The following is a 20,135-nucleotide window of genomic DNA, read 5'->3' as shown; positions in this document are numbered from 1 at the left end:
GACGGAGTCAGTGATTCGCGATGAATCCTCTGGACTGGTCGTTTCCCATCGCCGTCACTTGGCTGATCCTCTTCGGAATCATTCTGGCCCGCGCGGGCGGAACCTTTCTGCTGGGACGTTTGGCGCGCAGGGGCTTCCGGAAGATCGAACGCATCGACACGATCATGTCCGGACCGAAGTACCGCAAGGCTGAGGCCATGATCGAGCGGTGGGGTGCACCTGTGATCGTCGTCAGCTTCCTCATGGTCGGAGTACAGACCGTGCTCAACCTGGCGGCGGGCACCACGGGGATGAGCTACCGTCGCTACATTCCCGCTCTCGCTGTCGGCGGGTCGCTGTGGGCCCTCATCTATTCGACCGTCGGGCTCATCGGGTTCAAGGCCCTCGCCACCGCCTACAGTGTGGAGCCGGGGCTGACCATCGGTCTGGGCGCCTGCTTCGTGCTCGCGATCATCGGACTGGTCATCGGTCTGAAGAAGAACGACGACCAGTCCCATGCGGCCGTCCAGGATCGGGTCTGAACCACCTCGGCGGAGGACCGAGCCGCTGACCACCTCGGCGGGCTCAGTTCTGGGGGCGGGCCTCGAGATCTTCGGACATGTCTTCGAGCTCGATTCCCTTCGTCTCGGGCACCTTCCACCAGACGAAGAAGAACGACAGCACCGCGAAGAAGGCGTAGAAGCCGTAGGCGAAGGTCAGACTGATGTCGGCGAAGATCGGGAACGTCGTCGAGATGGCGAAGTTCGCGATCCACTGGGCCGCGGCGGCCACGGCCAGGGCGCCCGCGCGGATTCGGTTGGGGAACATCTCTCCCAGCAGCACCCACACCAGCGGGCCCCAAGTGGCGCCGAATCCGACGACGAACACATTCGCTGAGATCAGCGCGATGATCGACCACGGCGCATCCAACTGGGCACTGGTGGTGCCATCGGAAGCAGTGGCGAGTTCGGCGAATGAGAATGACACCGCCATCATCGCCAGTGAGATCCCCATCAGGAACGAACCGGCCAAAAGCATCTTCCGACGCCCGACCCTGTCGACGAGAAGGATCGCCACGATCGTCACGACGATGTTCGTGACCGAGGTGATGACCGAGGTCAGGAGGGCGCTGGACTCGTCGAATCCGACCGACTTCCACAATGTCGTGGAGTAGTAGAAGATGACGTTGATGCCGACGAACTGTTGGAAGACAGACAGCAGGATGCCGATCCAGACGATCGGCTTGAGGCCGAAGCGTCTGCCGATGAGGTCCCTGAAGGACTCTTTGTCCTCCCGCCGGATCGAATCACGGATCCGTTCGATGAGGGAATCGGTGTCGGTGACTCCCGTGAAGACACGCAGAACCCGAGCGGCCTCGTCCTCTCTGCCGCGGGCGACCAGGAACCGAGGCGATTCGGGAAGTCCCAGTGCCATGAGTCCGTAGACCAGGGCGGGGAGTGCCTCGATCATGAACATCCATCGCCAGGTCTCGATCCCGAACCACAGCGGATCGGCGGCTCCGCCGGACAGCGACGCGAGAAGCGCATTCGACAGGAGAGCAGCGAAGATTCCGGTCACGATCGCCAGCTGCTGCAGCGAACCGAGGCGACCTCGTACGCGGGCGGGGGACACCTCGGCGATATAGGCCGGTGCGATGACGGAAGCGGCACCCACGCCGAGGCCGCCCACCATGCGCCAGACGATGAGGTCAGTGACTCCGAATGCCAGGCCCGAACCGATCGCAGAGGCGAAGAACAGAATCGCCGCGACGACCATGACAGGAAGCCGGCCGTACCGATTGGCCAGGGAGCCGGCGAACCAGGCTCCGAGTGCGCACGCCAGCAGCGCCGACGAGACCGCAAAGCCCTTCAGGCCGGCGCTGAGGGCGAACTCCTCGGCCAGGGCGTCGACGGCACCGTTGATGACAGCTGTGTCGAAGCCGAAGAGGAATCCGCCCAGTGCGGCGGCCAGCGAGATTGCGACGATGCGGGAATTCACCCGGTCTCTGCCATGCAGTCTGCCGTCGGGAGATGGGTCGTTCTGGGTCAAGTGGGTCTCTTCCTTCCGGATGCCATTCGTCAGCTGTGTGCGAAGGCGACGTCGATGAACTGCACCCAAGGGTATGCCACCCGCAGGCTGTTCGGCACGCGACTGCTCGGGAGATGGGCGATTGCGGGTCTCGGATCCGAAGTTCAGTAGAGTGGTGGCTCGTCATCGTCGACGAGCTCGATGGAACTCGTCATCACCATTATGGGGAGGGGCCGCGGTTATGGGTGGGGCAATCACCTACATCGGCCACGGGCCGAACCTCAGGGTGAAATCGCTCGCGAACTCGGCAAATCTGGGCATGCCGAGTCTCGGTGGGTGCGTCGGGTGGCCGATGACCCAGCTGGCTGCGATCCTGGCCCCGGCGAATATGCGAGACGGTCGATCTGAGGCGAGGAAAAGGACGGGCTCGACCGACCGAACCAGCGAGTCGGGCGAATGAGTCTTCGGCCCAGCTCCGGTGCCCGGGCAATAGCCGGCGTCGGACTCTATTTCAGCTGCAATGGTCTCGTCTTCGCTGCGCTGCTGCCGTGGTATCCGCTGCTGGTCGAGCGACTGGGACTGAGCTCCTGGGAGTTCGGGCTCGTCGTGGCTTCGTTCGCGCTCGGCGCGATCATCTCCTCTGTCGTGCCGGCCCACCTCATCTCACGGTTCGGGGCCAACGCCGTCGTCGTCGGCGGGACTGTTCTCCTCGGGCTGTCCGCGGCAGCAACAGCCTGGTCCGTCAACGGTTGGATGATGGCTGCCTGCCTGTTCCTCGTCGGCTTCTTCGATGCCACTGTGGATGTGGCCCAGAACGTCGTCGGCATCGGGGTGCAGGAGCGCCTGTCGCGCGTCATCCTCTCGTCCATGCACGCACTGTGGAGCCTGGGCGGACTCGTCAGCGGCGCAGTCGCCACGACCGCCGCGGCGAACGGCATGGACATGAGAGTCCATCTCGCGCTGATCACGGTGGCATCCATCATCGTGATCATGGTCGCCCGCAGTCTGATCGGAGATGCTGTCGCTGGCACCCGGTCCTCGAGATCCGGTGTCGATGACGGCGCCGAGGCTGGCACCGGCACCAGCCTCGGCGCCGGTGCCGGCGAGACTGCAGCCGCCGGCGAGATTGCAGGTGCCCGGCGCCCCAGGTCGAAACGTGCGATCCTGCTCATGGCGCTGCCTCTGGCCGTGGTGGCGATCTGCGGGACAGCGGTCGAAGACATTGCGAACAACTGGTCCGCGCTCGCCGCGGTCGAGTTCAGCGGAGTGCCGGCCGCCGCCTCCGGAATCGCCTTCAGCGTGGTCATCGGCAGCCAATGCCTGGGCCGCTTCAGTGGAGACTTCCTGGTTCAGCGCTTCGGCTCCAGCCGGATCGCTCGCCTCGGCGGAGGATTCATCGCCCTCGGCGGAATCGGTGTCGTCACCGCAATCGAGCCGGTGCAGCTGTTGCTTGGTCTGGGCCTGATGGGATACGGCTCGGCAACCCTTGTTCCCGGTGCGCTCGGAGCCGCCGCCCACCTTCCGGGGGTGGGGAGGGCCGGCGGCGTGACGCTCGTGAACTGGATCATGAGAATCGGGTACCTGGGGACAAGCCCGCTGGTCGGAGTCATCGCCGGTCTCGGCACTCTGCGCTGGGGTCTGTCAGTGCTGATCGTCATCGGTGCAGTGACGATGATCTTCGCCGGCCGCCTCCCAGGACAACAGCCGCAGTCACACTGAGAGCAGGCGGCCCGGCCATGTGAGGCCGCGCCAGAACGACGGGAGACGGAGATTGCGCGAGACAAGCGATTGCACGAGACAGGCCCGGGTCAGAAATGAGAAATGTGCCGCGACATCGTAGGAACGATGTCGCGACACATTCCCCCGCAAGCGGGAGGTACCACCTCAACGGTCGGGCTAGCGGGATTTGAACCCACGACCTCTTCACCCCCAGTGAAGCGCGCTACCAAGCTGCGCTATAGCCCGTGTCCGTGCTGCTTCGGAAAGCAACGAGACCCAGCCTATAACGATCCTCGGCTCAGTGCCAAAACTGCGTTCCGTGACCTCGAAAAAACAGGTATCATCCCAGGTAGTCACGTGAGAGACGGGCGCGAGCCCGGGCAGGCCCCGAGGATCGGTAACATTTCTGTTTCGTGATTGTTATGAATGCACCTCAGGCGGCTATGCTTGGAGGACCAACAAGCTAAGAGGAGTCGACATGGCAAACCTGGATTATCCAGTGTCCTTGCGATACTCAAGCGACCACGAATGGGTCGAGACGACGGAGAACAGTGCAGTTGTCCGCGTGGGTATCACCGATTTCGCCCAGGAACAGCTGGGTGACGTCGTCTATGTCGATCTTCCTGATGTCGGCGAAACGACCACTGCTGGAGAATCCTGCGGCGAGGTTGAGAGCACGAAGAGCGTGTCCGAACTCATCGCACCCGTGTCCGGTTCGATCACCCAGGTCAACGAGGGACTCGACGACACACCTGAGGCTGTGAACACCTCACCGTTCAAGGACGGGTGGATGTATCTCGTCGAGCTCAGCAATCCTGAGCAGGTCGAAGCACTGATGGACAGCGAGCAGTACCAAGAGCTCATTCAGAGCGAGGAGGCGTAATGTCGCAAAATAACGATCAAGGTCGTCCCAACCCCTCGCAGCCCTGGTATGACAACGGCCAGGTGCCGCAGTCGAAGAAGTTTCCGTTCGGTGCCGGCGGCGATGATGAGAACACAGACCCCGAGACGCGCCACAATCCGCAGGTCGACCCTTACGGTCAGAACGGCGGCGGCAGCCAGGGCAACGGCCAGCAGAACTATGCGCCGCCACAGCCACAGGGTGGACCAGTTCCGCAGGAGACGCCCCCCTACGGCCAGCAGCCTGTGAACAACGGACCGCAGGCTCCGCAATACGGCAACGCTCCGCAGCACAACGGCGGTCAGCAGCCCGGAGGGAACCATTATGGAGTCCCGCCGAACCAGGGCCAGCCTGGTGCGCATCAGGGCCAGCCGGGTCAGTACCAGCAGCCTCCGTATCAGCAGGATCAGCCGCAGTATCCGCCTCAGAGCGGTCAGCCACAGGGTGGCAACTATGTTCCGCAGGATTCCAACGGTCAGGGCAATCAGCCGCAGTACGGCAGTAATCAGCCGCAGTACGGCAACCAGGGCCAGGGGCCGCACGACGTGAACGGTCAGGGACAGCAGTACCGCAATGATGGGACTGTCTCCAATGATTCCGGCAGCCAGCAGTTCCATGGGATTCTGGATCCGCATACCGGTGAGATCCATCCGGTGCCCGACCTTGAGGGTCTGCAGGACACGGATGCGCTTCTCGTGGTCGTCTCGGGTCCGGACTCGGGATCACAGATTCTGCTCGATACCGACGTGGTGACTGTGGGCCGCAGCCCGAATGCTGACATCTTCCTTGATGACGTCACCGTGTCGCGCAAGCACGCCGAATTCATTCGGACACCAAGCGGATTCACGCTGCGTGATACGGGCTCACTCAACGGAACCTATGTGGGCCGTCAACTGATCGATTCCATTGAACTGCAGAACGGAGCCGATGTGCAGATCGGCAAGTTCCGGATGATTTTCCAGCAGCGTCCGCGCTCCTGACCGGGGGATAATGTCAAACGTCGAAGTCGAGGTTGTTGGTGTTCGCATTGAAATGCCAGCCAACCAGCCGATCCTTTTGCTCAAAGCAACTGAGCCTGCCTACTATCTGCCGATCTGGGTGGGGGCCATCGAAGCGAATGCACTCTCGATTGCGCAACGGGGCCTGACCCCGCCGCGACCGATGGCCCACGCGCTGCTGCTCGACACACTCGAGGCGTATGAAACGTCCTTGGCCGATGTCACGATCACCGGCCGCGATGGCCAGATCTTCTTGGCCGAACTTCATACGAACGATGGAAAGTCGATCTCTGCCCGACCCTCCGACGCGGTGACCCTGGCCCTGACGGCCCAGTGTCCCGTCTACGTCGACTCAGAACTTCTCGAAGACGCCGGAATCGAAGCACCGGAGGCTGACGAGGAGGAAGTCGCCCAATTCCGGGACTTCCTCGACAACGTCTCGGCCGAGGACTTCGAAACCGGCACCGAAACATCATGAAAGAACGATTGTGAGCCTTCATATCGATCCGGTATTCGCCAACAGGAACAGTGCCCCAGCGGGCACGAACGATCTCAGCGGTCTCGACGACTGGCGTGAGATGGATCCGCAGCAGCAGCCGACCTATCTTGATGGGCAGGCACTCGGTGATGCACTGAGCAGCCTGAGCAGCTCCCCGCCACTGATCTTCGCCGGCGAAGCCGACGTGCTCAAGCAGCGCATTGCCGCGGCTTCTCGCGGTGAGGCTTTCGTCCTCGCCGGTGGTGACTGCGCCGAGTCCTTCGCCGGTGCTCAAGCCGACAAGATTCGTGCCAGGGTCCAGACGGTGCTGCAGATGGCTGCGGTGCTCACCTACGGCGGATCGATGCCGGTCGTCAAGATCGGTCGTATGGCGGGTCAGTTCGCCAAGCCGAGGTCGGCCGATATGGAGACGCGGGACGGTGTCACGTTGCCCTCGTACCGTGGCGACATCGTCAACGGGTACGAATTCACCGAGGAATCACGCCGTCATGATCCTGCGCGATTGCTGCAGGGGTACCACGTCTCCGCTTCTACGCTCAATCTCATCCGCGCCTTCACCCAGGGTGGTTTCGCAGACCTGCGTCTCGTCCATGAGTGGAATCGCGGGTTCCTGACATCGAACCCCGGCTACCAGCGCTATGAGCAGACTGCGCGCGAAATCGATCGTGCCATCCGTTTCATGGACGCGTGCGGAGCTGACTTCGATGCGTTGAAGACCACCGAGTTCTATGCCGCTCACGAGGCTCTTCTGCTCGAGTACGAACGCGCACTGACCCGGATCGATTCGCGCACCGGCCAGGCCTACGATGTGTCAGGACACTTCTTGTGGATCGGCGAACGCACTCGTGACATCGACGGCGCGCACGTGGACTTCCTGTCCAAGGTCCGCAATCCGATCGGCGTCAAACTTGGTCCGACGGCCACCGCCGATGAAGCTCTGGCCCTGGCTGAGAAGCTCGATCCGGACGCGGAGCCTGGTCGACTGACCTTCGTGACGCGCATGGGAGCGGGGAAGATCACCGAGGCGCTGCCGAAGCTGCTCGCCGGAATCGGCGATCGTCTGCCGCACGTGACCTGGGTCTGCGATCCCATGCACGGAAATACCATCACATCGAACACGGGTTACAAGACCCGTCGGTTCGAGGATGTCATGGCCGAGGTCGAAGGCTTCTTCACCGCGCATCAGGACGCCGGGACCATTCCGGGCGGACTCCACATCGAGCTCACCGGGGACGACGTCACGGAGATCATGGGCGGAGCGACCGAGATCGACGACGAGGGACTGCGCCGTCGCTATGAGACGCTCGTCGATCCTCGCCTCAATCATGACCAGTCTCTGGAAATGGCATTCCAGGTCGCGGAGTACCTCACGCGTCGCAATTGATGTGGGTGCCAGTCAGCAGTCGTCGACTCGTCTGCTCCGACGATGCTGAATCTCCGCTGTGACAGTGTAGAAACCGGTGGCCGTGCGACTCATTCGCACGGCCACCGGTTTCATTCAGCCTCAGGAGGATTCTGAACGGATCAGTCGTCCTTCTTCTTATCCTCGTCCTCTTTGCTGTCTTTGCCGTCGTCCTTCTTCTCATCCTTCTTGTCGTCCTTGGACTCGTCCTTCTTCTCCTCGCCCTTGGAGATGCGGACGATGATGAGGGAGTTGGGGAGCTTCGCCTCGGTGCTTCGCGGCCACTGCGAGACCACTTTCCCCTTGGCGACGTCGTCGGAGAAGACCTTGTCCTTGCCGACGCGGAACCCGCGTTTGGCCAGAGTGGCATACGCGGCTTCGAAGGTCAGACCCTCGACATTGGGCACGGGAATCGGTTTGACGCCCTTGGACACGACGAGATCGACCGTGCTGTCCTTGGACAGTTCTTCGCCCGACTTCTGCGAGGCCGAGATGACAACATCCTTGTCGACCTCGTCGCTGTACTCCTCGTCGACCTTCCCGAGTGCCAGGTCTGCCTTCTTCAGGGCAGCCTCAGCGTCGTCGGCACTGAGACCCTTGAGTTCGGGAACTGCAAACATCTCTTCGCCCTTGGACACGACGACCGTGACGATCGATTCGGGTGGAAGTTCGGAGCCGCCGACGGGCTCCGTGCCGATGACGACGCCGGCCGGGACGCTGTTGTCGTAGACCTCCTTGGGATCGGCCTCGAGACCGGTGTTCTCGATCTGCGTGGTCACCTTGTCAATATCTTTGCCCGCCAGCTGCGCGGGGACGATGGAGGTGGGAGCGGGGAGGTTGACGATGACCAGCCAGGCAACAAGGGCGAGGACAAGCACCGCTGCGCCGATTGTCGTGGCCAGGCGTCGCCTGCGCCGGCGCGTCGAAACAGAACTCGCCGAGGCTGTCCCGGCAACGGCGGCGACTGCCGGTTTCCCCTCAGTGCCGTCTTCGCCGTCGGGTTCGTCCTCGGAATTGTGATCGTCGGTGTCCGGGGACGTGGCATCGGGACCATGGTCGTCAACGTCGTCCTTCGACGCTGCCGCGGCCCCAGCCGCACCGATACCTGCAGCACCCGCTGCCGCGACGGTGCCCGCTGCCGCAGCAGAACCCGTGTCCGGGTCAGCGTCCGAGTTCTGCGCCTCGGCGTCGTCGCTGTCCTCGTCCTCATCGTTGTCGAGGTAGGGGATCTCGTCGGTGCGTGATCGCTTCTCCTTCGGAGCCTCAGCTCCGAGGTCGATGCTCGCCGTCAGCGCAGGTGAATGCTCACCCGGGACGACATTGGGGTCACCGAGGTCGAGCTCGCTTTCGCTCATCTCCGACCGCGCCTCGGCGAGGGCATTGCGGAACTCCGCAGCATCGTCGGGACGATCGACGGGATCCTTCGATGTCGCCCACAGCACCAGAGCATCGAGACGGGGACTGAGACTGGTGACCTGGTGCGAGGGGGGCGGCACGGAATCGTGAACGTGGCGGTAGGCGACCTGGATCGGAACTTCATCCGTATAAGGCTGCATCCCGGTGAGCATCTCGTAGAACATGATGCCGACGGTGTAGAGGTCGGTGCGGGCGTCGGCTCCGGTACGAGTGACGAGCTCGGGCGCCACATATCCGACGGTGCCGATCAGCGTCTTGGTCGTCGTCGCGGTGGTGACAGCCCGTGCCAACCCGAAGTCCGCGAGCTTGACCTGACCATCGGTGCCGAGGAGGACGTTGTCGGGCTTGAGATCGCGATGGATGATTCCCGTGGAATGGACGGCCTCGAGCGCGGCGAGAATCGCATCGAGGACGACGATCGCCTGCCGCGGGGTGAAGGTTCCCCGATGCTTGAGCTCGCGACGCAAGGTCACAGACGGCAGGTACTCCATGACCAGGTAGACGGTGTCGCCGTCGCGGGCCTGATCATGAATGGCGACGAGGTTCGGGTGCGTCAGCCGACCGGCATTGATGGCCTCGCGTCGGAACCGTTCGACAAAGGTCTCGTCGCTGATGAGGTGCTCGTGCATGACCTTGATCGCGATCTCGCGGTCGAGTCGCAGATCTGTGCCGCGGTAGACCATGGCCATTCCACCGCGTGCGATCTTCGCATCGATGCGATACCGGTCATTGAGTATGGTGCCGATGAGCGGATCAGTGCGGGCACTCATAGCGCCTCCTGCATTCGCTGTCGCTGCATTTGAACGGCGCGGACGAAGGCCTTCGTCTCCGGCAGAAGACCCTCGGATCGAACGGAGCGCAGATCCTGATAGTAGCCCGCGAGTGCCTCGTTCTCCGATTCCGCGGTCTCGATCAGCCACCCCAAGATGACGGTCCCCGCAACGATGTTGTCGGCCAGATCGAGGAGATCGAGACTGCGTCCGACGATGTCGCTGGCCCACCTGCCAGAGCGTGGAGTGACCTGCATGATGCCGATGGCGTTCCCCGCCGAGACCGTGGTCTGCTGGAATCCGGACTCCTGCGCGGCGACAGCCTGCATGAGCGCCGGTTCGGCACCGAGCTCCTCGGCGATCGACGCAACGACGAGGCGAGCCTGAGCCGGGGCCGGGTGAGTCCTCTGCAGCAGAGTGAACTTGTTCAGACGGGCCGCCGCCAGCACGTTCGCCCGGATGCCCTCGACCTGCGCGCTCGTGGCGACACGCGGAATATCGGTCGGAGGCTCCGGCGCCGTGCGGTGCCGTCGTGCCGTCGAATCTCTGAGCAGCAGCAGTTCACCGACCTGGAGGAATGAATCGTCGCCCATGGAATTTGCGCGACGCAACGTGCCCGGAGACATCTGATGGCGGGCGGCGATTCCGGGCAGCGTTTCACCCGGCTCGACGACATGCGATGGGTCGGTGTCGGGCAGATCGTTCTTCTCCGGCAGGGACAGGACCTGACCCTGGTGGAGATTCTGACGCGGCGAGATGCGATTGAGCTCGGCCAGGGCGGGTACTGAGACGCCGTGTTTGCTGGCTACTGCGTACAGAGTGTCGCCTTGCCGGGTTTTGTAGGTTCGGCCGCCGTGAGTGACCGGAATGGTCTCGCCGTTGGTCCCGGACGTCCACTGTGGCCCTGACGCAGTCGCCGGCGGCGACGCGGGCGAGGACGACGACGCGGTGGAGGACGACGACGCGGTGGAGGACGACGACGCAGGGGTGTCTGTGAGCGTGTCGGGAGTGGTGTCATGGTCGTCGACGTGAGGGGAGGGAGCAGCCTCGGCGACGTCGACGTCAGCGTTGTGACTATCCGTGGGAACGGAGTCGGTGAAACCCGGAATGGGACCGGTGGAATTCACCTTCGAAGCAGCACGGATGTCAGGAGCGGCGGTGACGGGCACCTGAGGATTCCGTCGCGTACGTGTCATCTGTCACCTGTTGACTTCATATCGGATGGGGAAGGTTCACTCCCCAGAGTATCGAGTGCCCGGCCCGCACCCGAGCATTCGAGTCCGCATGGCGAGGTGTTTCTGGCAAAGATTGCTAGGATTGAGGATGTGAATACGGAAGAACTCGTCCAGGATTGGGCCACATTGCCAGATATTGCGGAGTCGACAGGTCTTGGCATCACGCAGGTGCACAGGCTGATGGAAGACGGTGCGATCTGCGGCTACAAACATGGCAAGCCGAAGGTGATGAGAGTGCCGACGGCGTTCTTCGTCGACGGTGCGGTGCTCACTTCGTTGAAGGGCACCCTGAGTACGCTGCGGGATGCGGGTTTCGATGACCAGGAGTCCATTGACTGGCTGTTCACCCCAGACGATTCACTTCCCGGTCGCCCCATCGATCTGCTGCGGGTCGGCAATCGCAAAGAGGTCAGGCGCCGGGCACAGGCTCTGGCCTTCTAGCACTTCGCTCGGCTCCCTCAGCTCTTCCGACAGCGCTCTCAGCTCTTCCGGAAGCTGAGAGCCTCTGCGAAGCCCATGAGCTGCTTCTGAGCGTTCGGTCCGATACTCGTGCGGGATCGAGAGCCTTCCCTCGCCCAGTCTCGGACCACCGACAGAGCTTCTTCGTGTTTGCCTCGTATGGAGGACTCGACTGCTTCGAGTCCTCCTGAGGCGGTGAGCATGGCCACGCATTCTCCGACTTCGGCATCGGAAAGATTCGGGTTACCCAGGCGCGCGGCCAGGATGCGTATCTGCTCGGGGTCGAGGTTCTTCATGCTTTCCGCAATGAGCACCGTGCGTTTGCCCTCACGAATGTCATCGCCGGCTGGCTTCCCGGTGGCAGTAGGGTCGCCGAAGACGCCGAGCACGTCGTCGCGCAACTGGAATGCCTGGCCGAGGGGGAGACCGAACCTCGAGATCTCCTCGAGCTGTTCGTCATCCGCGCCTCCCAGTGCGGCGCCCAGGAGGAGCGGCTGCTCGACCGAATACTTCGCCGACTTGTAGCTGAGGACCTCCCATGCCCGTTCGCCTATGCGTTCGTCCTCCAGCGGGACCACCTCGGCGAGGACGTCGAGGTACTGGCCGACCATCACGTCTCGACGGAGCGTGGCCCGCAGCTCTCGGGCCACGGGCGTGATGCCCAAGATCGTCTGGGACTTCTCGAAGAGCTCTTCGCTGAGGGCGAGGCAGATGTCTCCGATGACGATTGCCGCGGCTACCCCGAAGGGCTCGGCGCCGCCTCGGTAGCGAAGTTCAGAGTGTCGCGACTCGAACTGTCGGTGCAGTGCCGGTTTGCCGCGGCGCGTATCGGAATGGTCGATGACATCGTCATGGATGAGTGCGGCTGCGTGGAGCAGTTCGAGTGATCCGGCGGCATCGGCGACACTGCTGGTCAGGGAATCCCGGGAACGGTCGCCGCCGGCCAGCTGAAAACCCCACCACAGGAGAACCGGACGGATCTTCTTCCCGCCCCGGGTGAACTCGAGGAGAGCCCGGCCGATGTCATCGGCGTCCGGTGAGATCGCGAGGAACTCGGCTGCCTTCGATGTCAGGAAACCTTCGAGCCGTGTCGAGACCTCGGCGGCAATGAACTCCGGCGAGTCGAGTGCAGAGACGATGCAGTTCTGGTCGGGCCTCTCTGCTGTCTCCGCAGCCCCCGTGCCAACCGCTGAGGGTTCGTCGGCACCCGTCATGGAACGATGTTCCCGCCGACCGTCACGATCGAGTTCGACTTCTCCGAGGGATCTTCGGCGATTGTGACGACGAGCAGCCCCTCATTGTCCTTGTGCCGGAAGTTCACGACCTGGGCGCTCTTCGTCTTGACCTCGTCACCATATGGTTCGAAGCCGACCTTCTTGAGCGCCTTGGAGTAGAACTCGAAGATGTCCTTCGGCTCGGCCTGAGCGCTCATGACCAGGCTGACCTGTTCAAGCTTTCCTGAATCATCTCCGTTCTCGGCTTTCGCGAGAGCGCTCGACAGCACGGTCGAGTCAGGGTAGGGCTTGAGGAAGTCCGGGAGGTCTTCGACGTCTGTCGAGGCATCACCGGAGTCCTTGCTCGGCTGTTCGCTGCTCGCGGTCTCCGCGTCTGCGGTCGTTGCAGCGGCGGCCGAGGACTGGATCTCGTCAGGAGTGGGCGATCCTTCTGCCGCTTCGTTGTTCGGTCCCGAACATCCTGCGAGGGCGAGAGCGGCTGCGAGGGGCAATGTCATGACAGTGGCGCGCGTTACCATGACTACAGACTACCCGGACTGAGCGACGGGAGCCGAAAGGAGCAGGCACAGACACATGGGTGCTCGATGAGTCGTAAACAACTGGCACGTTCCGGTGGCGATCTGAGCCGTCTCGGGACGGACGATACCGGTGCCACGATGCTTCACCTAGACATGGATTCGTTCTTCGTCTCGGTGGAGCTCTTGAGTCGCCCGGAACTTCTCGGCCGCCCCGTCATCGTCGGTGGTCGCAGTGGGCGAGGGGTTGTGGTCTCGGCCAGCTATGAGGCGCGGGAATTCGGTGTCCATGCGGCTATGCCGATGGCGCGGGCGATGAATCTCTGTCCCTTCGCCGAGGTGATTCCACCGTCTCATGGACTGTACTCCTCGTATTCCCAGAAGGTCTTCGACCTGGTGGCTGAGGTGACTCCTGATTTTCAGCAGGTCAGTGTCGACGAAGCCTATATCGATGTCTCCGGGGCGGTGCGCAGGCTGGGGTCTCCGGTGCTGATCACGTCCGAGCTGAGAGCCGAGATCGAAACCCGGACGGGCTTGAGCGCATCTGTGGGGATCGCCGGCAGCCGCGTGGTGGCGAAGCTTGCTTCCACCCGCGCCAAGCCGCGTGGTCAATTGCTGGTTCCTCTGTCCGCGACTCAGGAGTTCCTCGATCCGATGCCGATCGAGGCTCTTCCGGGAGTGGGAGAGAAGACGAAGGACGGGTTCTTCCGGTACGGCATACGCCTCATCGGCGATCTGGCAGCAGTCGACGAAGCATGGGCGGGTCGGGTCTTCGGCGCTCAAGGCCATCATCTGTGGCGCAGCGCTCACGGAATGGACTCACATGGGATGGACAGACAAGTCAAAGACCGCTCGATCAGTGCCGAACACACCTTCGGTGACGACGTCTGGGATCTGAGTCAGCTCGAACACGAGCTTCTGAGGTTGGCCGACAAAGTTGCGTACAGAGTCCGAGCAGATGGCAAGGTCGCCACCACCTTGGGGCTGAAATATCGGCTCGCAGACTTCACGACGCTGTCGCGATCAATCACTCTCGATGCTCCCACCGATCTGGCACGCGAGATCTATGAGGCCCTGCGGCCGGCGATGAGGAATCTGCGGGAGCAGCGACCGAAGGGCGTTCGCCTGCTGGGCATCCGCGCAGCTGGTCTCATGGATTTCGCAGTCAGCGGAAGACAGGCAAAATTGGACGAGGCCGAGCATTCGGGCAGGGAAGCCGAAGTCGCTCTCGACGATGTACGGAAGAAGTTCGGGACTGCCGCGATCTCGCAGGCATCTCTGCTCAGACACCGTCCCGAGCACGACAATGCGGGTCCTGACCACGAATAGACGGTGAGGTGCGCCATAGTCTGAGGACGCAGTGGGAATCCGGTCGATGCAACGGCTCCCGAGATGTTTTTTCGGTGTTCAGAGACTATGATTGGGATATCAGGCCAGAGAAGGAAACGGGGGTTCGAGATGCCACTCTCCGATCACGAACAGCAGCTGCTCGACCAGTTGGAGAAGCAGCTGCGCAGTGAAGACCCACGTTTCGCACGCAATATTTCGGAAACCCAGGCAGCAGCCAATGGGCCGGGATTCTCCGCGAAGCGATTCGTGGTGGGTATTCTGCTGACACTGGCAGGGCTGGCCGCGACGATCTTCGCCATCTGGATGGTGGCAAGCAGCGTCTGGTGGATCGCCCTCGGCGTCGTCGGCTTCGGTCTCATGGTCGCCGGCATGTACTGGGCGTTCAGCCGCCCGCGTCAGATCGGTGACAAGACGAAGCGTGCTCAGCCTTCCAACGGTCCGAAGTCCGAGGCGAAGGGACCAGCTGGGTTCATGAACCGCCTCGAAGACCGGTGGGAGAAGCGCCAGCGCGGCGAATGACTCTCGCGGCTGCCAAATGAGCCGGTGAGATTGATTCGCAACCGGCCAATCGGAGCAGCGTTTGTCTGACCGTGCAGATTCCGTACGGTTTTCGTCTAGCGCACCATCGCACAGCAGTGAAGCGTCCTCCTTCGAGAGGGCGCTTTTTCGTGCCCGGCATCGTATCGACAAGCTCAGGTGTCGTCGCATCCGACATCCTTGCACAACACACTGGCAGGCCGAGTAACCTCAGCCGTCATTGTGTGACGGCGGGTGGCTCTGCGGATTTGTCAACGGGTTGTGGCTGCGACGGACCGTGACCGTGGCGGACAGTGACGGATCGCGGCTGTGACCGGCAGAGTGCCTCAGACAGCAGACTCGGCCGTCCGCGGGGTGAGCTCCGGTCGCAGCTCGACAGTCCGCAGCCAGCCGGCGGGCGAGTGCATGTCGGTGGACACCGTACTGCGAGCATTCGCGATCGCTCCTGAACGGGCGCTGGCCCGGAGTCTGAGGCATCCGGGCCACCGAGAGTGGCAGCTGATCAGCGCGGCGGATTGAAGATGCTGGCCGGCCAGATTCTGGCCGTGATCCGACTTCCGGGAGAAGCGTTGTCCGCAAGGTCGGTCCTGACCTCGTCGATGAGGGCATTGACCTCTGCTGACGAGATGCTCTCCTTCCTCCCACCGTAGCGTTGCGATTCAAGCGCATTGACGAAGGCCGACAGCGCAGTGTCAGCTCCGGAGCTGCGTGTTCCTGAAGGCGGGGCCGGGCTGCGCAATGCGGTGAACTCGTCACTGGAATCGACTCCTGCGCCAGAAGACGGCGGACCGGACTCCGGTGAGGCGTCGCCGGAGTCGTCGGTCCCGCCCTGGGCTCTGCTGGCCAGCACGAGTTCGTTGAATCGCAGAGTTCTGGTCGGGTCGAGACTCTGACCGTAGTCGGTCGACAGCGCCCGCACTTCCGTCCAGACCTTTTCGAGCTGTTCAGGGTCGCTGGTACGTCGGCGCCGCAGGATGAGTCTCCACAGTGCGGGAATCGCTGCGAGCAGGAGGATCACAAACACGATGAGACCCGCCCAGAGGTACGTACTGATGTTCGACCCAGTGGCTTCTCCAGCTGCTGTCGTCTCACTTTCGCTGGGGCTCTCGGACTCGGCCGCTTCGGACTCTTGGGCACCGTCCGTGGGCTCGTCCGTCGGTGCCGAAGTCTCTTCGGAATCGTCTTCGGAGTTCTCACCGGTGCTGCCGCTGGCGACCGTCCACTTCGGGGGGCTGCCGGCGGGGCCGCCCGGGGTGGGTTCGAAACGGACCCACCCGGCTCCTTCGAAATACAGTTCCGGCCACGCGTGCGAATCCTGCATGCTGACCTCGTAGCCTTCTCCGCTCTCGGTGCCTTCGCCGAAGCCGACGCCGATGCGTGCCGGAATTCCCATCGTTCGGGCCATGATCGTCATTGCCGACGAGAACTGGACACAGTAGCCCTTCTTGTCGACGAGGAAATCAGAGATCGCATCTCCGCTGGCTTGTTCTGGAGCATCCAGCGAATACTCGAAGTCGCCTCCCCGGAAGTAGGCCTGGAGCAGGACCGCGGCTTCCCATTGGTTGTCCGCATCCGCCGTGACCTTCTCAGCAGTCTCATGCACACTGGCAGGCAGGCTGTCCGGGACCTCGAGTTCGGTCTCGAAATCGCTGGAATCCACGGGGGTCGCGCTCTGCAGATCGTTGACGTCAGGGTTGATGGACAGATACTCCATCGAATAGTCCTGCCCACCTGACTTCTCACCGTTGCCGACGACCGTCAGGGAGTCCTCGTCATAGATCCAACGCCGGTCCAAACCGGTCGGCTGCTGAGGGGCGTACGGGGTTGGAAGATACTGCTGGTCGTAATCGTCAGTGATGGTGACGTCGATGCGCTCTTCACTGTAGTTCGTGTCCCGGGGGAGTCCCTCCGGCCAGGGCAGACCCTCGTTCGCGATCGCGAAGGGGTCGAGGGGGAACGGAGTCGGTGCCCATGACTGACCATCGAAGGAATTGATCGACGTCAGTCTGATCGGGCGGCCTTCGGACTCGGTCGTCGTGTAGTTGAACAGGGTCGAACCGTCACGGTCACCGAGGTCGGCACGCAGGTCGAGGAACGGGTTCGTCACGGTGAGGTCGCCCTTGTCGTTCGCCGCGCGGTCGGGCAGAGTCGGAACCTCCGGAAGCAGCACGGGAACTCCGACGCCGAGTGCGACGGCCACGGCTCCTGCCACGGTCGCAGTGAGACCGCCGCGCCACTTCGTTGCCGGGAAGTACGGACTGAGTATGAGGATGAGGAAGGCCGCCAGGATCGCGACAACGTGCCACCACTGCACTTGAATGGGCGCGAAGAAGACCGGGATCATCCACAGCACCAGGAGCAGAACACCGCTGACCTTGGGTGCTCTGAGGTCGGAGACGAGTCCGTCGATGAGGATGGTGATCAGGGTGAACGCAATCGTCAGCATCGCGGTGAAGCCAGGGGTGCTGGGCGCTGGGGGAGTCGTGCCGTAGAGATCGTCGACTCCCGAGGACAGGAGGTCGATCACGGTGGTGAACGAACTGCCGGTGGGCACGAAGCCGAGGATGAGCGTACTCGGTGCGCACAGCACGAGGACGGTGATCAGGCCCACGACGCACTGGGCGATGACAGCAGCTCCGGTGGCGCTCAGGACGGGAACGCTGCGGAAGATCGCGCCGATGACAACGATGAGGAGGATCGAGATGAGAACAGAGGGAAGCCACGCGAAATCGGAGAAGACGGCGGAGAGCCCGACTGCGGCCAAAACCATGGCCACGAACACGGCACAGGCTTCGAGCCAAGCCGGAGAGTGTCTGTCGGGGTTTTCACGGGTTTCGGGGTTCATCGCTTCACCCGCTTCGAATCGAATGTGGTCCATGAATCGGGCAGGTCCTCACTCAGTCCCACCATCGTCAGGTCAGTGATGTCATCGAGGCTGCGGATGGTCACCGGAACGCGTCGGGAGAACTGGGTTGCCAGCTGGTTGCCGCGAGCGTCGTCGACGGCGCAGATGACGATGTGGTTGGGGTTATCGTGGGAAGGCAGTTTCACACTCCCGGCCTCGACGAGGGCGGTGAGCAATCGCAGTCTGTCGATATCTCGCTGTCCTTTGAACCTGATCTGGTGGCCGGGTGCGACGACGAAGACCTCATAGTCTGCACGCAGGAAAGCTGTCCCGGCGGCGGCCGCTGCGGCAAGGAGGAATTCGATCTCGAGAGCGTCGGGATGATCGTCATCACCCTTGAGATCGATGACGATGAGGGCGTAGAGCGTCTCCTCGTCTGCTTCGTGACGGACCATGAGTTCACCGGACTTCGCGGTGCTGGGCCAATGGACGTGTCTGAGATCGTCTCCGGGAACGTACTCCCGCGTATGGAAGTCCCGAGCAGTGTGGCCGGCACGCACCTTGCCGTCATCGAGACGAGCCGGTCGGATCGCCGAGTCGGAGGGAATCCGTGCGGGAAGGATCGGCACAGAGACGGCTATGGGGTACTCGGCGAGCACCTTCTTCTTCCTTGTGACCAGGCCGAAGGGGCCCGAAACCGTCATGAGCACGGTGTCAATTCCGCTGAGTCCGCGACGGTTGGGAGTGAAGGACGTCAGGACGGTCTGGGACGCACCGTGGGCCAGAGTGGGAACTCTCCCGACTGTGGAGTCACCGAACCCTTCGGCGGCGATGAAGTCGATCTTCGAGTTCGGGATGGCCAGGCGCCCTGTGTTGGTCACCAAGGCGTCGACCTGGACCTCTTTTCCCTCGTGGGCCAGCGGGTGGCGCTCTCTGGACTGAGGCAGCGCCACCGTGGGCAGCCCGGTCCGGAGTGCGATCGACACACGGCGGGTGCCCCAGGTGATCAGCAGCGCTGAGAGGAGGACCAGCGCCAGAAGCAGAAGCCCAGCAGGCAGCAGCCCCGGGAGCGCGAACCGATAGGCAGTGACGATCAGCGCTGCTCCGGCGAGGACGAAGATGATTCCTGAGGTGCTCAGACGCATGTGGTCACTGAACCGTTGAAATGGGCACTCGGGCCAGGAGCCGACCGATCAGTTCTGTCGCCAGCTCGGAATCGTCGCCATCGCGCGGAATGATCCGGTGCGCCAGGATGAACGGGGCCAGCGCCTGGATGTCGTCCGGGGTCACGAAGGTGCGCCCCGAGAGGGCGGCGCGAGCCTTGGCCGCACGGAGGAGGTGGACGCCACCTCGGGGGGAGCAGCCGAGGAGGATCGACTCATCATTGCGGCTGGCGTGGAGCAGGGACACGATGTATTCGCGCAGCTCTCGGGTGGCACTGACATGTCGGACGATTTCCCGAGCCTGATTGATCTGTTCGAGGCTGGTCACCGGAGTCGCGCTGGAGAGCGGATCGTGCTCGATCTGATTGTCGAGGAGGTCGACCTCGTCAGCGGTATTGGGGTAGCCCAGGGAGATGCGAGTCATGAAGCGGTCGCGCTGTGCTTCGGGAAGCGCGTACGTGCCTTCCATGTCGACCGGGTTCTGAGTGGCGACGACGATGAATGGCGAGGGCATATGGTACGTCTCGCCGTCGATGGTGGCCTGCCCTTCGGCCATGCACTCGAGCATTGCGGACTGAGTCTTGGGGGAGGCGCGGTTGATCTCATCGGCGATGACGATATTGGCGAACACCGGCCCCTGCCGGAACTCGAAGTGTCGAGTCTCCTGGTTGAACAGGTTCACGCCGACGACGTCTGTCGGCAGGAGATCGGGAGTGAACTGGACGCGTCGCACCGAGCCGTCGACGACCTTGCCCATGGCTCGTGCCAACAGAGTCTTGCCGACTCCGGGCACGTCCTCGAGAAGGACATGGCCTCCGGCCAGGAGCGCTATCAGGGACAGCCCGACTGCTTCGTCCTTGCCTTCGAGGACGGCGTTCATCGCCGTGCGTGCCCGCGAGGTCAGTTGCTGCACCCATTCGATGTGCTCGGCACCGATCACGGAATTGGTCTGAGTACCTTCTTGGCTGATCGACATGCTCCCCATTGTCCCCTATCGCGCCCCCTGCATCCACACAGGCATCTTTCGGCCCTTCGGGCGGCCATTCCAGAGCCCACCATCGTGCCCCGCCGGCCCTCCCCACAT

Annotated in this window: 18 protein-coding genes and 1 tRNA gene; 10 read left to right on the top strand and 9 right to left on the bottom strand. The window is 62.8% G+C overall.

The annotated features are described in order from the left end of the window. The first annotated feature begins 20 nt into the window (after positions 1-20). Positions 21-521, top strand: coding sequence for a DedA family protein (locus tag L0G76_RS04680; protein ID WP_304356159.1), 501 nt, complete (start codon positions 21-23; stop codon positions 519-521). A gap of 43 nt (positions 522-564) precedes the next feature. Here L0G76_RS04680 and L0G76_RS04675 read toward each other — a convergent pair whose 3' ends face one another. Beyond that, the gene (locus L0G76_RS04675) at positions 565-1,965 is read right to left on the bottom strand and encodes a sugar porter family MFS transporter (protein ID WP_369696159.1); all 1,401 of its coding nucleotides are present in this window, start codon (positions 1,963-1,965) and stop codon (positions 565-567) included. A gap of 136 nt (positions 1,966-2,101) precedes the next feature. Here L0G76_RS04675 and L0G76_RS16260 point away from each other — a divergent pair, with 136 nt between their 5' ends. Both L0G76_RS16260 and L0G76_RS04665 read left to right on the top strand, forming a co-directional pair. Then, positions 2,102-2,467, top strand: coding sequence for a sodium:proton antiporter (locus L0G76_RS16260; protein ID WP_369696158.1), 366 nt, complete (start codon positions 2,102-2,104; stop codon positions 2,465-2,467). Beyond that, positions 2,464-3,726, top strand: a complete 1,263-nt coding sequence (locus tag L0G76_RS04665) for an MFS transporter (RefSeq protein WP_304356156.1) — start codon at positions 2,464-2,466, stop codon at positions 3,724-3,726. Before L0G76_RS16260 ends, L0G76_RS04665 begins: the two co-directional genes overlap by 4 nt. A gap of 172 nt (positions 3,727-3,898) precedes the next feature. On the opposite strand, the gene L0G76_RS04660 is transcribed toward L0G76_RS04665, so the two are convergent. Continuing rightward, positions 3,899-3,972 (bottom strand) — tRNA-Pro (locus L0G76_RS04660). 232 nt (positions 3,973-4,204) lie between these two features. Between L0G76_RS04660 and gcvH the strand changes: the two genes are divergently transcribed. From gcvH to L0G76_RS04640, 4 genes are read left to right on the top strand one after another with little or no spacing between them, the layout of a single operon-like run. Next, positions 4,205-4,609, top strand: coding sequence for a glycine cleavage system protein GcvH (gcvH, locus tag L0G76_RS04655; protein WP_304356155.1), 405 nt, complete (start codon positions 4,205-4,207; stop codon positions 4,607-4,609). Continuing rightward, positions 4,609-5,607 (top strand): FHA domain-containing protein, encoded by a 999-nt coding sequence (locus L0G76_RS16255; RefSeq protein WP_369696157.1) that lies wholly within the window; start codon positions 4,609-4,611, stop codon positions 5,605-5,607. The genes gcvH and L0G76_RS16255 overlap by 1 nt, the downstream gene beginning before the upstream one ends. Before the next feature lie 52 nt (positions 5,608-5,659). Next, positions 5,660-6,103, top strand: coding sequence for a bifunctional nuclease family protein (locus L0G76_RS04645; protein ID WP_304356154.1), 444 nt, complete (start codon positions 5,660-5,662; stop codon positions 6,101-6,103). A 10-nt stretch (positions 6,104-6,113) separates the two neighbouring features. Further along, positions 6,114-7,508: a class II 3-deoxy-7-phosphoheptulonate synthase gene (locus L0G76_RS04640; protein WP_304356153.1), complete on the top strand. Its 1,395-nt coding sequence runs from the start codon at positions 6,114-6,116 to the stop codon at positions 7,506-7,508. A gap of 140 nt (positions 7,509-7,648) precedes the next feature. Here the strand turns inward: L0G76_RS04640 and L0G76_RS04635 are convergent, their stop codons facing one another. Next, on the bottom strand, positions 7,649-9,712 hold the full coding sequence (locus L0G76_RS04635; RefSeq protein WP_304356152.1) for a protein kinase domain-containing protein: 2,064 nt from the start codon (positions 9,710-9,712) through the stop codon (positions 7,649-7,651). Further along, positions 9,709-10,908, bottom strand: a complete 1,200-nt coding sequence (locus L0G76_RS04630) for a lytic transglycosylase (protein ID WP_304356151.1) — start codon at positions 10,906-10,908, stop codon at positions 9,709-9,711. The genes L0G76_RS04635 and L0G76_RS04630 overlap by 4 nt, the downstream gene beginning before the upstream one ends. Before the next feature lie 129 nt (positions 10,909-11,037). On the opposite strand from L0G76_RS04630, the gene L0G76_RS04625 reads away from it, so the two are divergent. Then, positions 11,038-11,388 (top strand): Rv2175c family DNA-binding protein, encoded by a 351-nt coding sequence (locus tag L0G76_RS04625; RefSeq protein ID WP_304356150.1) that lies wholly within the window; start codon positions 11,038-11,040, stop codon positions 11,386-11,388. Between the two features lie 38 nt (positions 11,389-11,426). Here the strand turns inward: L0G76_RS04625 and L0G76_RS04620 are convergent, their stop codons facing one another. Together L0G76_RS04620 and L0G76_RS04615 are read right to left on the bottom strand one after the other, a co-directional pair. Then, a complete protein-coding gene (locus L0G76_RS04620) occupies positions 11,427-12,620 on the bottom strand; it encodes a polyprenyl synthetase family protein (RefSeq protein WP_304356149.1) in 1,194 nt (397 codons plus the stop codon). Continuing rightward, positions 12,617-13,159, bottom strand: coding sequence for a hypothetical protein (locus tag L0G76_RS04615; protein ID WP_304356148.1), 543 nt, complete (start codon positions 13,157-13,159; stop codon positions 12,617-12,619). The genes L0G76_RS04620 and L0G76_RS04615 overlap by 4 nt, the downstream gene beginning before the upstream one ends. A 66-nt stretch (positions 13,160-13,225) precedes the next feature. Between L0G76_RS04615 and dinB the strand changes: the two genes are divergently transcribed. Beyond that, positions 13,226-14,485: a DNA polymerase IV gene (gene dinB, locus L0G76_RS04610; protein ID WP_304356147.1), complete on the top strand. Its 1,260-nt coding sequence runs from the start codon at positions 13,226-13,228 to the stop codon at positions 14,483-14,485. A gap of 129 nt (positions 14,486-14,614) precedes the next feature. Continuing rightward, positions 14,615-15,025, top strand: a complete 411-nt coding sequence (locus L0G76_RS04605) for a DUF3040 domain-containing protein (protein WP_304356146.1) — start codon at positions 14,615-14,617, stop codon at positions 15,023-15,025. A 520-nt stretch (positions 15,026-15,545) separates the two neighbouring features. Here L0G76_RS04605 and L0G76_RS04600 read toward each other — a convergent pair. Genes L0G76_RS04600 through L0G76_RS04590 form a run of 3 tightly spaced genes read right to left on the bottom strand, consistent with a single transcriptional unit; the run spans position 15,546 to position 20,027 of the window. Further along, positions 15,546-17,921, bottom strand: a complete 2,376-nt coding sequence (locus tag L0G76_RS04600) for a transglutaminase TgpA family protein (RefSeq protein ID WP_304356145.1) — start codon at positions 17,919-17,921, stop codon at positions 15,546-15,548. Further along, positions 17,885-19,033 carry a DUF58 domain-containing protein gene (locus L0G76_RS04595; RefSeq protein ID WP_304356144.1) on the bottom strand — a complete coding sequence of 383 codons (1,149 nt, stop codon included), beginning with the start codon at positions 19,031-19,033 and terminating at the stop codon, positions 17,885-17,887. The genes L0G76_RS04600 and L0G76_RS04595 overlap by 37 nt, the downstream gene beginning before the upstream one ends. Positions 19,034-19,037: 4 nt before the next feature. Further along, the gene (locus tag L0G76_RS04590) at positions 19,038-20,027 is read right to left on the bottom strand and encodes an AAA family ATPase (protein WP_304356143.1); all 990 of its coding nucleotides are present in this window, start codon (positions 20,025-20,027) and stop codon (positions 19,038-19,040) included. Positions 20,028-20,135 lie beyond the last annotated feature (108 nt).

The organism is Brevibacterium picturae (genome assembly GCF_030453725.1).
GTDB lineage: Bacteria > Actinomycetota > Actinomycetes > Actinomycetales > Brevibacteriaceae > Brevibacterium > Brevibacterium sandarakinum_A.
The sequence above is the reverse complement of the archived record's forward strand: the minus strand, read 5'-3'. Positions and strand labels throughout refer to the sequence as shown.